At 52.9% G+C, this 13,531-nt stretch carries 17 protein-coding genes and 1 riboswitch; of the genes, 8 read left to right on the top strand and 9 right to left on the bottom strand.

What is annotated here, in order from left to right; genetic code table 11:
* Positions 1-55: 55 nt before the first annotated feature.
* The 8 genes from LGT44_RS15560 to moaA form a co-directional block, all read right to left on the bottom strand.
* Positions 56-712 (bottom strand): LysE family translocator, encoded by a 657-nt coding sequence (locus LGT44_RS15560; protein ID WP_230330350.1) that lies wholly within the window; start codon positions 710-712, stop codon positions 56-58.
* 138 nt (positions 713-850) lie between these two features.
* Positions 851-1,408 carry a GNAT family N-acetyltransferase gene (locus tag LGT44_RS15565; protein WP_230330351.1) on the bottom strand — a complete coding sequence of 186 codons (558 nt, stop codon included), beginning with the start codon at positions 1,406-1,408 and terminating at the stop codon, positions 851-853.
* Between the two features lie 522 nt (positions 1,409-1,930).
* Positions 1,931-2,410 (bottom strand): molybdopterin synthase catalytic subunit MoaE, encoded by a 480-nt coding sequence (gene moaE, locus LGT44_RS15570; RefSeq protein WP_230330352.1) that lies wholly within the window; start codon positions 2,408-2,410, stop codon positions 1,931-1,933.
* Positions 2,411-2,412: 2 nt separating this feature from the next.
* The gene (locus tag LGT44_RS15575) at positions 2,413-2,661 is read right to left on the bottom strand and encodes a MoaD/ThiS family protein (protein WP_230330353.1); all 249 of its coding nucleotides are present in this window, start codon (positions 2,659-2,661) and stop codon (positions 2,413-2,415) included.
* Positions 2,662-2,670: 9 nt separating this feature from the next.
* The gene (moaC, locus tag LGT44_RS15580) at positions 2,671-3,156 is read right to left on the bottom strand and encodes a cyclic pyranopterin monophosphate synthase MoaC (RefSeq protein WP_145467893.1); all 486 of its coding nucleotides are present in this window, start codon (positions 3,154-3,156) and stop codon (positions 2,671-2,673) included.
* A 51-nt stretch (positions 3,157-3,207) separates the two neighbouring features.
* Positions 3,208-3,747, bottom strand: coding sequence for a molybdenum cofactor biosynthesis protein B (gene moaB / locus LGT44_RS15585; RefSeq protein ID WP_225691075.1), 540 nt, complete (start codon positions 3,745-3,747; stop codon positions 3,208-3,210).
* A gap of 8 nt (positions 3,748-3,755) precedes the next feature.
* Positions 3,756-4,370: a molybdenum cofactor guanylyltransferase gene (gene mobA / locus LGT44_RS15590; protein WP_230330354.1), complete on the bottom strand. Its 615-nt coding sequence runs from the start codon at positions 4,368-4,370 to the stop codon at positions 3,756-3,758.
* Positions 4,371-5,438, bottom strand: coding sequence for a GTP 3',8-cyclase MoaA (gene moaA, locus LGT44_RS15595; RefSeq protein ID WP_230330355.1), 1,068 nt, complete (start codon positions 5,436-5,438; stop codon positions 4,371-4,373).
* Positions 5,427-5,600, bottom strand: a riboswitch (molybdenum cofactor riboswitch). It overlaps the preceding gene by 12 nt.
* Positions 5,601-6,001: 401 nt before the next feature.
* On the opposite strand from moaA, the gene LGT44_RS15600 reads away from it, so the two are divergent.
* The 6 genes from LGT44_RS15600 (at position 6,002) to LGT44_RS15625 (ending at position 10,659) form a co-directional block, all read left to right on the top strand.
* On the top strand, positions 6,002-6,835 hold the full coding sequence (locus LGT44_RS15600) for a hypothetical protein (protein ID WP_230330356.1): 834 nt from the start codon (positions 6,002-6,004) through the stop codon (positions 6,833-6,835).
* 100 nt (positions 6,836-6,935) lie between these two features.
* On the top strand, positions 6,936-7,673 hold the full coding sequence (locus LGT44_RS15605) for an endonuclease (RefSeq protein WP_230330357.1): 738 nt from the start codon (positions 6,936-6,938) through the stop codon (positions 7,671-7,673).
* Positions 7,674-7,896: 223 nt separating this feature from the next.
* Entirely contained in the window at positions 7,897-8,757 is an 861-nt protein-coding gene (locus tag LGT44_RS15610; protein WP_230330358.1) for a hypothetical protein, read from the top strand.
* 8 nt (positions 8,758-8,765) lie between these two features.
* A complete protein-coding gene (locus LGT44_RS15615; protein WP_230330359.1) occupies positions 8,766-9,554 on the top strand; it encodes a hypothetical protein in 789 nt (262 codons plus the stop codon).
* The gene (locus LGT44_RS15620; protein ID WP_186435843.1) at positions 9,551-9,718 is read left to right on the top strand and encodes a hypothetical protein; all 168 of its coding nucleotides are present in this window, start codon (positions 9,551-9,553) and stop codon (positions 9,716-9,718) included. The genes LGT44_RS15615 and LGT44_RS15620 overlap by 4 nt, the downstream gene beginning before the upstream one ends.
* Before the next feature lie 152 nt (positions 9,719-9,870).
* Positions 9,871-10,659, top strand: coding sequence for a substrate-binding periplasmic protein (locus tag LGT44_RS15625; RefSeq protein ID WP_230330360.1), 789 nt, complete (start codon positions 9,871-9,873; stop codon positions 10,657-10,659).
* Here the strand turns inward: LGT44_RS15625 and LGT44_RS15630 are convergent.
* Positions 10,653-11,276 carry a hypothetical protein gene (locus LGT44_RS15630; RefSeq protein WP_230330361.1) on the bottom strand — a complete coding sequence of 208 codons (624 nt, stop codon included), beginning with the start codon at positions 11,274-11,276 and terminating at the stop codon, positions 10,653-10,655. The genes LGT44_RS15625 and LGT44_RS15630 overlap by 7 nt on opposite strands.
* Before the next feature lie 105 nt (positions 11,277-11,381).
* Here LGT44_RS15630 and selD point away from each other — a divergent pair, with 105 nt between their 5' ends.
* Both selD and mnmH read left to right on the top strand, forming a co-directional pair.
* Positions 11,382-12,437, top strand: coding sequence for a selenide, water dikinase SelD (selD, locus tag LGT44_RS15635; RefSeq protein WP_230330362.1), 1,056 nt, complete (start codon positions 11,382-11,384; stop codon positions 12,435-12,437).
* Positions 12,434-13,531: a tRNA 2-selenouridine(34) synthase MnmH gene (gene mnmH, locus LGT44_RS15640; RefSeq protein WP_230330363.1), complete on the top strand. Its 1,098-nt coding sequence runs from the start codon at positions 12,434-12,436 to the stop codon at positions 13,529-13,531. Before selD ends, mnmH begins: the two co-directional genes overlap by 4 nt.

Consider the following 13,531-nt stretch of genomic DNA (forward strand, 5'->3'; position numbering starts at 1 on the left):
CCTGATCCTCTGCTGCCAGTTTAACCGGGCAAAACTGCAGCAGTTCGTCATGTTGTTACTGTTTAGTCCAAACTGATTTGACAATGCCAAAGCCAATGGCACCTAAAATTGCACCAGTCACTTTGTCGATATAGAACGCCATTCGGGTAAATTTATTGCGTACGTTGTTGTTGGATAACAAATAGATAATAGCCACATCCCATAGAAAAACGATAGCCGTCATCCAGGCGCCAAGAAGAATTTTGAACTTTAAGCTGATCTCTGGTGTAAGCGCAACAGTGAAGAGACTCAGGTAAAATAACAGGTTTTTAGGGTTTAAAATTCCGGACAGAAAACCAGTAATGAATTCTTTTGAAAAGGAAATCAGCGAGAATCTTTCAGTACCTTCGGATGTGGTTGCCATATTCTGATATGAACTTCTGGGTGCCTTTAATGCATGAAACGCAATGTACATAAGGAAAAGACCGCCAACAACTTTAAGTGCAATCATTATGGAGGTTGAAGCTGAAAGAATTGCTCCTACACCAATAAGGCATAGGCCAATGTAAACGGCATTGGCAGAGGCAATCCCAAGTGCAACGCCAATGGCATTTTTACGATTTCCCTTTAAGGCACTTTTTACAACCAACACAAAGTCAGGCCCCGGACTGAGTAGCGCAAGGAAATGGGCGATTGCTACGGTGATGAAGATGCTGATCAAACTAAGTTCCATAGGGTTCTCTTCTTAATAAAAATTGATGAATTTCAGAGGAGTCTAGTACCATGTTGATTTGTGAAGGGCGCTCTGGCCTGAGCCCTTATCAGTTCTGCGATTTTATCCATGCTTATCCTGCGCCATTACGCGATTGGTTTACGGCTTCGGATGGTCACTCTTCAGCCGTCCATACATGGCTGAGTCAGAGACAATACCGTTGACCTCCCAGCGCTGCCTTAACAAACCTTCCCGGGAAAATCCGAGCTTCTCCAGCGTTTTTGCAGATGACTGATTGTCTGGATCGATCTCTGCTTCAATCCGGCGCAGCCCCAATACACTGAAACCGTACTGTATCAGGGCCTCGCCTGCCTCATTAATGTAACCCTTTCCCCAGGCTGCGTGGCCCAAACCAAAACCGATTTCGGCACGTTTGGATTCTGCGTCATAGCTGAATAGCATGCACTTTCCGATCAGCTCACCAGTGGATTGCAGATACACCCCGAGAACCAGCGATTCCTGGCGTTGCATCGAATCATTGCTCGCATTTATAAAGTCCAGAGAATCCTGAAGGGCTTTCCAGGGGGGCGTATTCCAATAGCGCATAACTTCAGGATCGGAGAAAATTTCCAGCAGGCTTTCCGCATCATTAATCGCCAAAGGTTTCAGTGATAAGCGTTCGGTTTCAATAACCGGAAAAAATAATCCTTCGGGCATGCACGCCTCCATTTCGTAGGTAACCCTGAAATATCGCTCCCGTTAAATATCAAGCGCCAGCGAAGGCCGTGCTTTTTAAATACGGTGTGAGCTGCGGTAGCTAGCATCAGAGCAGCTAGCTATGAGAGAAAGATTTAAGCTGGATAACGAGGGTACACTTAAGATGACTTAGTTATCAATAGTTTGTGTTAGGGCCTGTCGACACTAATTAAATAGGCCTGTTATCGGCTAAAAATATCTCAGGCAAGGCGCTGAGAGTGTGGCCTAACGGGTTAAGCGAGCGAACAGCAACGCAGAATGAGGTATTTTTAGCCATAACCCTTCGGGCTGAGGCCAGTTTTCCACATAAACGTCGTCGCTCGTCATTCATTTAGCCCGCTAATATCACTCCTCTCTCCTTGTTCTGAGAAAAACTGGCTCTCAGCAGGCCGGATTTACTTAGTGTCGACAGGCCCTAGCTGAACACCCGTGCCGGGCTGGCGGAAAGAGCAGGAGAAGCTGGCATAAGATCGCCGGAAACCCTTACTGCCACTTATCCAGCGCCTGTTTGTCTTTATCCAGCGCTTCTACCCAGCGATCACCCTGGCTGGTAACCTCCTTTTTCCAGAAAGGTGCGCGGTTTTTCAGATAATCCATTATGTAATAGCAGGCATCGAAGGCAGCTTCACGGTGTGAGCTGCTGACTCCCACAAAAACAATCTGATCGGAAATCGCCAGGGCGCCAACGCGGTGTATCAGGCGCACGCGGTTAATGGGCCAGCGGGTACTGGCATCTGCGACAATCTGCTGCAGCGCTTTTTCGGTCATGCCCGGATAGTGCTCCAGCGTCAGGCCGCTCACTTGTGCCCCCTGATTCATTTCACGTACCAGTCCGGTAAAGAACACCACGGCGCCGTCGCTGCGGTTATCGTTGCGCAGCTCGGCGTATTCGTGGGCAACGTCGAAATCCGCCTGTTGCACTGCAATATAGTGTTGGCTGTTGCTGGCGTTTTCTGTACTCATCGTCAGCCTCCGGTCACCGGCGGGAAAAATGCCACTTCATCACTGCTGTTAATCGGGGTGTTTTCGTCGTTGATCAGTGTCTGATTGATGGCGGCCAGTGCATGCCCCACTGCCAGCCGTTTTGCCTGCTGTGGAAAATGCTGTATTAACGCAGCGCGCACGGTTGCCAGGCTGGCTGGTAACGGCAGGTCGATATCACAGTGTGCGCAACCGAGTTGTTCGCGCAGGGCGGCAAAAAATAGAATATTCATAAACAGATTTTATCCTGTGCTGTCGGCCTGCCAGTGGCCGGTTTTTCCGCCCTGTTTTTCCAGCACACGAATGCCTTCGAGTACCATGGCCGGGTCAACGGCCTTGCACATATCAAACAGGGTGAGTGCGGCAACGGATACGGCGGTAAGTGCCTCCATCTCTACACCGGTCTGGCCGGTGAGTTTGGCCAGACTGGTGATGCGCACCCGGTTGTGCTCCGGTTGTGCTTCAAAATCGACGGCCACTTTACTCAGCATCAGCGGATGGCAGAGCGGAATCAGCTGGCTGGTCTGTTTGGCGGCCTGAATGCCGGCAATACGGGCGACGGAAAACACATCGCCTTTATGATGTTCGCCAGCAAGAATTTTCTGCAAGGTGTCGGCGCTCATGCGCACGTAACCTTCGGCCCGTGCTTCACGCACCGTGGCGGCTTTATTGCTGACATCCACCATGCTGGCTTCGCCGCGCTGATTAATATGGGAAAATTCACTCATAAGCTTTCATTCTTAAATAATCACTCACAATATTGGCGGTATTTATGTGCTTTAACCGCGGCTGCCACAGTGGGCGGTATTTTTTAACTGCGGTACAAAGTTGCATGGGCGGTGGCGGCTGTCGAGCTGGGTCTGAATAATATCGTCCCAGGCGGTACGGCAGGCATTGGTGGAACCGGGCATGCAGAAGACGATAGTCTGGTTGGCCAGTCCGGCAATGGCACGGCTCTGAATGGTGGAGGTGCCGATCTGGTTGTAGGAAATCTGGCGGAACAGTTCACCAAAACCATCAACGGTTTTATCCAGCAGTGGCGTTACCGCTTCGGGGGTGGAGTCGCAGCTGGTAAAACCGGTACCGCCGGTAATCAGCACAGCCTGGGTTTTATCGTCGGCAATCCACTGGGATACGGCGGCGCGGATTTTATAGACGTTATCCACAACGATTTTTTTATCGCTTAAAAAGTGCCCGGCATCGGTCAGTTTTTCGACCAGCAGCTGGCCGGAGGTGTCGGTGTCTTCGGTGCGTGAGTCGGACACGGTTAATACCGCGATATTCAGTGGAATAAAATCTTCGGTAAAGGTTTTGGCCATGATTGTCCTCAGTGATGGGCGTGTTCCGCCCATTCGTCCGGTGTGTTGGTATTGGTCAGTGCATGCGTGCCGGGAGAGGGTAGCTGCACGCTGGCAAAGGTATGAATTAATGAACCGACAGAACGCCGTGCCGCCGGATTCTGCAGTTGCTCGTTCAGCCAGCGCAGCAGCTCCTGACTGATTGGTAAATAAAGTGGCAGGCAGATCGGTAAAGAATCCTGCTGATAACAGGCGGCTTTACAGGCTGCACGTCCGCTGCTGATCAGCAGCTGTAAATCCTGACTGCGGATATGCGGCATATCGACCGGCAGCAATATTAATTCGTCAATCTGATCGTTCAGTGCTGCTTTAACTGCAGCCTGAATACCCGCCAGAGGCCCGGCTCCGGCAATGTCATCGGCCAGTATTTTATAGTGACAACCATCGGGTGCCGATAAACCCAGCTCCACCTGATGCGGCTGGCGGCTGAGCCAGAGCACAGTCGGTTTAAGGTCAATTAACTGTTGCCAGTTGCGTTCGCCGAGATGACGAAAACCTTTCACCGGCAGCAGGGCTTTATCCTGTCCCATACGCTGTGATGAACCACCGGCCAGTAATACGGCAGCAAGCTGTGGCGCGTTCATTCAGCCACCAATCATCGCAAAATGAGATATCGCGCCGGTGCGTCCGGCCTGCAGATAATGGCTTTCTTTTTTCTGGCCGAGCAGGGTACGGATATGCTGCTGTATGTCAGCACTGGCATGATGAAGCAGTGGCCGTAATTCATAGCCTTCTTCACCGAATAAACACAGGTGTAATTTGCCCTGAGCAGAAATTCGCAGACGATTGCAGCTTTTACAGAAATCCTGACTGTAAGGCATGATCAGGCCGATCTGTCCGCTGAAATCCGGGTGATAAAATTCCTGTGCCGGCCCGTCGTGGCTGCCGCGTAATTTCGGTTGCCAGCCATCCTGCAGTAACTGCTGTTTAATATCTTCACCACGCACATGCTGAGCGGCAAAAAATCCGGCGTTGTCGCCGGTCTGCATCAGTTCGATAAAACGCAGGGTTACCGGTGTGGCTTTTAACCAGTTTAAAAACTGGCCAAGGCCGCTTTCATTAAAGGTTTTCAGCAGCACCGCATTCACTTTAATGCGGGTTAAGCCAAGGGCGCGTGCACGTTCAATACCGTTAAGAATTTCCTGCAGTTTGTCGTGGCCGGTAATGGCCTGAAACTGCTGCGGGTCGAGGCTGTCGATGCTGACATTGAGCTGGTCGAGTCCGGCAGCTACCCAGTCATCAATCTGTTTGCTTAAACGGTAACCATTGGTGGTGAGCGCAACCTGCTCAATACCGGCGGTGTTTTTCAGGATGCGGATAATCTCTGGCAGGTCTTTGCGCAGGCTGGGCTCGCCGCCGGTAATGCGGATTTTACGTGTGCCCAGAGCGGCAAAGGTCTGCGCCAGCGTGGCAATTTCATCCAGACTGAGGGGCGCAGGCGTATCACTGCACTGGTAGCCATCCGGCAGGCAGTAATTGCAGCGGAAGTTGCAGACATCGGTTACCGACAGACGCAGATAGCTGAAGCGCCGGCCATGGGTATCCTGCAGCGTGGTGTCTGATGATTGCGGCACAATGCCGGTGGCAGACGCCGGTGCTGGCGGGATGTCGGCAACAGGCCGCAGGGGAATCAGCGGTTGTTGCGGTGTCATTGTTCACCTTTCCAAGAGTGGGAGGCCCGGGCATTTCTTTGCGGACCCTGGTGGCCGGACGCTGTGCGGTTGCAGTGCGTGGCGGTCACGGCTGGCGCGCCCTATTGCGGCTGTAAAACAGGTTGGCAACGTAGGCGCGGCAGCTCGGTGGTTTGACTCCAGTGTATGAGCTTTGCGCTGAAAGCTGAAGGCGAAATGTGCCACTTTTACCGGCTGTTTCAGGATTGGCAGGAGTGCGTTTCTGATTGCAGGCGCTGGCGTCAGTGCCTGCCAAGCCCCTCCCAACACTCTGTTGCGCATTTGCATCAATCCCTTATGAAGGGCCTGACAGCGCTGCAGCTCCCGTTGTTGCTGATATTTTACATTGTTCTGGCGGGTGGATCAGGCTGTTCTGGCAGGCGTTGTTACGCCTCTCTATAGCGGCTGTTAAGGTGCGCGCGAATGAGACTGGCCGGTATCTCTTTGTGGCCTTTGGCTTCACTCCGGTGTTGTTCATCGGGCATAAGGCTCCCCGGTACCGCCGGTCTCTGCTGTTCACACCTTCTTTTTCCTGGTAGTTACTTATGTTGTTAAAATCTCTGCGCCAGCGGATGGCCCTGCTGTTGACGCTGCTGGCGTCGGCTTTTTTCTCGTTTTCTGTTCAGGCGGTCACCACTCTGCGTACTCAGGGGCAGTGGTATGGCTACTGGGGCTGGAACAATGCCACGTATTCCAACAGTGATATTCACTTTAAAGGTGATGATCACGATTTCACGTTGTACGGCGTTAAAGCCCGCGACCGTCAGAATCAGGTGTCGTGGAATGAGGTTTTCCACTCTTATCTGAATCCCGGCCGACTGACGATTCCACAGTACAACTGGCGTGTTGGTTATTTTGTTGCTGATAACTGGTCGGTATCGCTCGGCTTTGATCATATGAAGTATGTGATGGTGCAGGATCAGACCGTCGATATCAGCGGTACTATTAATCGTCCCGGGTTTGAACGCACCGACCCGGCCCGTGGTCAGCAGAAGCTCAGCACTGATTTTCTTGATTATGAGCATACCGACGGCTTTAACATGATCTCACTGGAAACCGAGCGTTTTCTGCCGCTGTGGTCCTGGGGCAATAAAATGGATCTGGCGGTATTTGCCGGTTTGGGTGCCGGCATTCTGTATCCGAAAAGCAACGTTAAACTGCTTAGTGGCGAACGTAATGATGAGTGGCATGTCGCCGGTTATGCCACCACGGTTAAAGTGGGTGTTGAAGCCACGCTGTGGAAAGGCTTCTTTTTCCGCTTCCTCGGTAAATATGGGCATGCCGATATGGATGATGTGCTGACCAGCAATAAAGGCGATAAAGCCGATCAGAGTTTTTACTTTGATGAATATATTGGCGTATTCGGTTATCGCTTCTGAGGCTGCTTAAATGAGCTGGCTTTACGCACGCTCACACGGCAAACCGTGACCCCTCCGGGCGGCAGTGATACATTGCGCGCTGCGAAACCGGAGGGCAAAAATGATCATGCGTTTTACTGTCAGGCAGTGTGCGGTTGCCCTGCTGTTATTCTGTTGTTTACCTCTGCAGGCAGCGCAGGCCAGTCAGGCCGATGAGCGCCAGTCCGGTCCGCAATCCTTCCGTGAAGCCAAGCGTATGGCGGCTAAGCTGTACGCCAGTCTGCCGGGTGGTCTGCGCACCTTTTATTGTGACTGTGCTTTCTCCGGCAAAGATATTGATGCTTCAGCCTGCGGCTACAGTGCGCGTAAAAATGCCAAACGCGGTGCGCGGCTGGAATGGGAGCATGTGGTTCCTGCCTGGGAGTTTGGCCATCAGCTGCAGTGCTGGCAGAACGGTGGCCGCAAGAACTGCAGTAAAAACGATGCGCAATTCCGCCGTATGGAAGCCGACCTGCACAATCTTGTGCCTGCTGTTGGCGAGTTAAACGGCGACCGTTCCAACTTCCGTTTCGGTATGCTCGAAGGTGAGCCGCGTGTCTATGGCCGCTGTGATTTTGAAGTGGATTTCAAACTGCGCCGTGCCGAGCCGAAAGACGACCGCCGCGGTGATGTGGCGCGGGTTTATTTCTATATGCGTGACCGCTATGGCCTGAAAATCAGCCGCCAGCAAACACAGCTGTTTAATGCCTGGCATAAGCTGGATGCGGTGGATGATGCCGAACGTGAGCGTGACCGCAGGATCAGCGCGTTGCAGGGGAATGGTAATTGTTATGTGCGCAGTTGTGATAATAAAAAGTAATAACTATCGGGTTTGATAACAGCAAATGAAAGGGGGCATTCCAGCGTTATCCTGCGCCACCGGAGGTTGAGCATTATAAGGCCTGTATTGTCATTTCTGCGCGGTAGACATTCCTGATAGTGCGCAGTAATCTGGCTGCGATCAGTGGTGCAGGGAAAGCATCAGCAGTGCCCGGATATTTTCCGCACCGGCCAATAAACTGCCATTTATCAAGGAAGAGACCATGCCGAATTTTAATTCTGCCATCGATACCGCCGCCCGCTTTGGCGACATCCCTTTTGTTGAATTTACCCAGGAACTGATTACCGGCGTGTTCGATTCGCTGGTCGAAGCGCATATTCTGCAGGTTGAAGAATATGCCGAATTTGTTCAGACCCTGACGCAGGATTTATCCAGTTATATCAACAACACCAACGACGGTGTCAGCTTTGATGAAATCAGCGATTTTGTGCTCAAGTACGAATTGCCGACGCTCAGCGAAACCGAGCTGGAAGCCGTACTGAACAGTCTGGAAGCGCCATCCACATCCTCGCCGGTTAATGCGGCCCAGCCAGCCACAACCGATACCTGGTGGGGTGGGTTGATGAATGCATTGGCGCCGGCTGTGGATTCGCTGGTTGATAAAATTGCCGACCCGTCACAGCACGATGACCTGCAGGCACTGGCTGCCTATAACAATGGTGTTACCAGTACGCTGCCGAATTATCAGCAGATTCACGATGCCATTGCTTCCCTGATTTCCTCGAATAAATACAGCATACTGCAGAATATGGCGCAGCAGGGGATGATGCGTCTGGTGGTAACCGAAGGTGAAATCGAAACCAAGATTACCTTCTCCACCTGGCAGGAACGTGAAAGCACACTGGAAACCAAAAACAAAATCCGTGCGCGCCAGTCCAGCAGAACCAAACTGCGCAAAGGTGCTTTGGGCGCTTTCAAAAAAGCCAGACGCAAAGAGCGTCAGCGTCAGGTGACGGTGAATACCGCCAAGAGTTACCAGCGCGACACCAGTGGCACCAAGGTCGATATTTTTGGCCGTGTGCTGATCCGCTTTAAAACCGATTATGCGCCGCTGAACGGGTGAGGTGATTTGTGTCTGACTTTCAGTATGTCAGTCTTGGTTTTGCGGAGTTTGTCGGCCAGCTGCTGACCGAAACTTTTGAAGCCACCATTAACGCGCAGCAATACCAGCTGCGCCGTTATGCTGAACTGCAGGCGGCAATCGATCTGCCCGACGAGCAGTTTCTGCTGCAGTTTATTGATCCGCAGCTGGTGTTCACGCGCGAAACACTCATTGCCGGTAGCCCGATTGCCCGGCAGATGATTGTTCCGCCCGAGCGGCAGGCGTTTATTCTGGAGCTGACCGAAGAGTTTGAAGAAGAATCGGTTATTTTTAAAAACCGCCTGACCAACTATGGCTTTGAAGCGCTGCGCGCAGTGATTGATGAGCAGCTTGTGGATGAGCAAAAAGCCAGCCTGCAGGCGCTGCTTAATCGTATGGAGCAGGCGCGGCTGGTGGTCGACAGTGGTGAAATTAATGCCAAGCTGGAGCTCAGCAGCCTGTATCAGACCGCGACCGATGCATCCGCCGAAACAGCAGCGGGTAATGATGGTAAAACAGCGGTCAGCGGCGTTAAGCGTCTGGCGGCATCCGATGCAGTGCTTAACACGACGCTGGTCAACAGCACGCTGAGCAGCGGAGTAAAAGAGCTGGTGGATGCTGAAACACTGGAGAAAACCCTGTTTCTCGATGGTGCCACGCTGGATAAAACCCTCGCGGCCACGGCCGACAGTCCGGTACGCATCAGTGCCAAACCCCTGCCCAGCAGCAACAGCAGTTCGGTGTATTCGCAGGTAACCATCCGTTTTAAAACCGTATGACGCCGGCACAACAGCAGCAATTGCAGTTACTGCTGGCGGAACTGGCGCGTCTGGGTCCGGTGGCCGAAGCCTGGCTCAGACGTCAGCCTGATAAGGTCATCAGTATCGAAGTTCATACTCCCGGCTTACCTCCTCTGACCGTGGAATGGCAACGCTCATCCTGAGTGATATTTGTCAGCGGTCATTCCTGTATGTTGCCTTCCATCCCCTAGCGCTGAACTATTGTTTTTTAATGTTGTTTGCGGCTATGCGGCCGCTGAACATAAGCCATGGCCGATGGATTGGTCTGTCGACCTGTATATAACAGGAGGTGGTTATGCGTGCGTGGTGTTTTTGTGTCTTGCTTGGGCTGGCGCTTAACGCCGGCGCCGATTCTGTGGCTGGTTTTACGGCCAGTCATATCAAAATGGTAAACGTGGTGGCACCGGAATGGCCGGAGTTTACCAATAAAGATGGCACCGGCCTGTACTGGGATATTTTGCGCGCGGTGTACGAGCCTGCTGGTATCCGTGTTAAACCGGCAACGGTACCCTGGAACCGGGCGCTGAAGATGGTGACCGAATACCGGGTGTATAACGCCATCATCGGAGAGACCCGCAACAGCAGTGAACCACTGCTTTATCCCCGTTATGCCATCGATGTGGAATACCTGTCGGTTGTTTACCCACTCAAGGCCCGCATAACCTGGAAGGGGCTTGATACGTTAAAAGACAAAACCGTGGGGTGGCTGAAAGGTTATGACGTGATTCCCGCCAAACAGCGTAATTTTAAACTGCGTGAATTCCGCACCACTGCTGAAGGGCTGCAATGGTTACAGCAGGGTAAAATTGATCTGCTGGTCGATGAATGGGATGCCATTCAGCTGGCGCTGGAAGAGGCCGGTGTGGGCATGGATTATTTCGAGGTACAGGATGTGCCCTACGGCCGCGATGTGTATGTCGCCTTTGCTGAAGGGCCGGTGTCGGAGTATCTGATCAGCGAATATAACCGCCGTATTCCCGAGCTGATCGCCAGTGGTGAGCTGCAGGCGCTGTACGACAAATGGCAGGCGGGCGAGATGCCCGCGCAGGTAAAGGCACTGATGAAAACGGCCAGCGCTCAGTAGGTCAGGCCAGCACCCATAATCGGCATGCAAGCGGAGCTGCCACCCAATTCGAGGCAGGTGGCACCAAGATTAAAGGTGATCCGCTTGCGGTGTATTTTCATGCCGACGTCGGCTTGCCAGTACGCGTAAACGCTGCTGTCTGAAACAATGTCGAACCACAGATCGTCTTTATCTTCGCTCGACAGGTTGTCTGGCCCATCCCAGTAAACCCGGTTATAGCGCAGATTACCGTACCACTCCGCCTTACCTTTGCTGTAGCTGAACAATGGCCCCAGATAAAAGCCCTTGCTGTTCGCCAGATCGGTGGCACTGAACAGCCCGGCCAATCCGGCTACTGACCAGCCCTGTGCCTGATTTAACAGACTGTGCTTAATCCATATGGATTGGTTTATGGTGATCTGCTGTTCAATGGCGACACCGGCGTCAGTGTTCTCCCCCAAAGCCGCTGCGAAACTGACAGAGGTTGCCGGTGCGACATAGGCGCTGAGCTGGACATTACCTTTGCCCAGTGAGCGGGCGCTGGTCGGGGTTGTCAGTGGTGCGACAGAACATGCACTGAGCGTTATCACTGCCAGACTGAGGATTGGCAAAAGAAGCGTAGGGCGTTGGAAATTCATCGTGGTTTGCAGACCGGTAAAGGCAAAGGCGGCGGATCATACTCCCTGTGCCTGAACGGTACATTAACGTATCATTCGGCCCCAGTTTTCTTTACCGGGGGCAATATGAGTTCACAGGTTTCTGCCGACAATATCCGTCTGACCGAATACAGCCATGGCGCCGGATGCGGCTGCAAAATATCACCTAAAGTGCTCGACAGCATTCTTGCCTCGCAGCTGACATTGCCCACCGATGCCAATCTGCTGGTGGGTAACAGCAGCAAAGACGACGCTGCCGCTTACGATATCGGTAATGGTCAGGTGATTTTAAGCACCACCGATTTCTTTATGCCCATTGCCGATGATCCCTTCGATTTTGGCCGTATCGCCGCGACCAATGCCATCAGCGATATCTACGCCATGGGTGGCAAACCGTTAATGGCGATTGCGATTCTTGGCTGGCCGGTAAATGTGCTGCCACCGGAAGTCGCGCAGCGCGTGGTCGACGGTGGCCGTCAGGCCTGCGCCGATGCCGGCATTATGCTGGCCGGTGGTCACAGTATTGATTCGCCGGAACCGATTTTTGGTCTGGCAGTGACCGGTCTGGTACAGAAAGACAAACTGAAGCAGAACAACACCGCAACCGCAGGCTGCAAACTCTATCTGAGCAAGCCACTGGGTGTGGGCATTCTGACCACCGCGCAGAAGCAGAAAAAACTGCGCCCGGAGCATGAATTCCTTGCCCGTGACGTGATGTGCCAGATGAATAAAGTCGGCGCCGACGTCGCACAGCTTGAGGGTGTGGAAGCCATTACCGACGTTACCGGTTTTGGTTTAATGGGGCACCTGCTGGAAGTGTGCGAAGGCAGTGGTGTGAATGCCGTGTTGTACGAGCAACATATTCCGCTGCTGCCACCGGTGCGCGATTATATTGCCCAGGGTTGTCTGCCCGGCGGCACCACGCGTAATTTTGATTCCTATGGCGATAAACTGGCGCCGTTAACCGCTGAACAGAAAGCGTTGTTCTGCGATCCGCAAACCAGCGGCGGTTTATTAATTGCCGTACAGCCAGAGCAAGCCGCAGCGCTGGAACAGGTATTAACAGCCGCCGGGGTATACGCACAGTGCATTGGTGAATTAACCGCCGCACGCAGCGATTACCGTGTTGAGGTTCAGGCATGAGCCGTCCCGATACACAGGATTTTATCCGCCTGTTTCTAACCGACACGCCGATGATGGATACCCGTGCGCCGCTGGAATTTAAAAAGGGCGCATTTCCGCATACCGTCAGCCTGCCGCTGATGACCGACGCCGAACGGGCGAAAGTCGGGACCTGTTATAAACAGCAGGGTCAGGATGCCGCTATTGTGCTGGGCCATCAGCTGGTGGGCGGCAAGGTAAAACAACAGCGGCTGGAGCAATGGCTGGCATTTGCCCGTCAGCATCCTGATGGTTATCTCTATTGTTTCCGTGGCGGCCTGCGCAGTCAGATCGTACAGCAGTGGCTGAAAGAAGCCGGCTGTGATTACCCGCGCATTACCGGTGGCTACAAAGCCATGCGGCGTTTTTTAATTGATACGCTGGAGCGTATTGCGGCCGATGGCCAGTTCCGCGTACTGGCGGGTCATACCGGCTGCGCTAAAACCGATTTATTAAATGCTTTGCCGCACAGTATTGACCTTGAAGGTATTGCTCATCATCGCGGCAGCACTTTTGGCAAACGCCCGGCCGGGCAACCATCGCAGATTGATTTTGAAAACAAACTCGCGGTGGCGTTATTGCGTCAGGATCATGCGCATCCGGGGCGTCGTATTCTGCTCGAAGACGAAAGCATGCTGATTGGCCGCTGTGCGATTCCGGAATGTCTGCGTCTGCGTATGCTGGCCGCGCCACTGATTATTGTTGAAGCCTCGCTGGAACAGCGGGTTGAGCACAGCTTCCGTAATTATATTCTGCATAAACTGCAGGAGTGGCAGCTGGCTGAAGGCGAAGAGGCTGGCTTTGCGGCTTTCCGTGACGATCTGACCAAATCGCTGCAGAAAATTCAGCGTCGCCTTGGTGGTGTGCGCTATCAGCAGCTTGATGATTTATTGCAACAGGCACTGAACGAACACGAGCAAACGGGCGATAACAGCCTGCACCGCGAGTGGATCCGCATTATGCTCAGCGACTATTACGACCCGATGTACGAATACCAGCTGACGCAGAAAAAAGGCCCGGTCGAATTCCGTGGTTCAGCTGCTGAGATTAACGACTACCTGAAAAATAATGAGTAA

Source organism: Thalassolituus alkanivorans, assembly GCF_020447205.1.
Classification (GTDB): Bacteria; Pseudomonadota; Gammaproteobacteria; order Pseudomonadales; family Oceanobacteraceae; genus Venatoribacter; species Venatoribacter alkanivorans.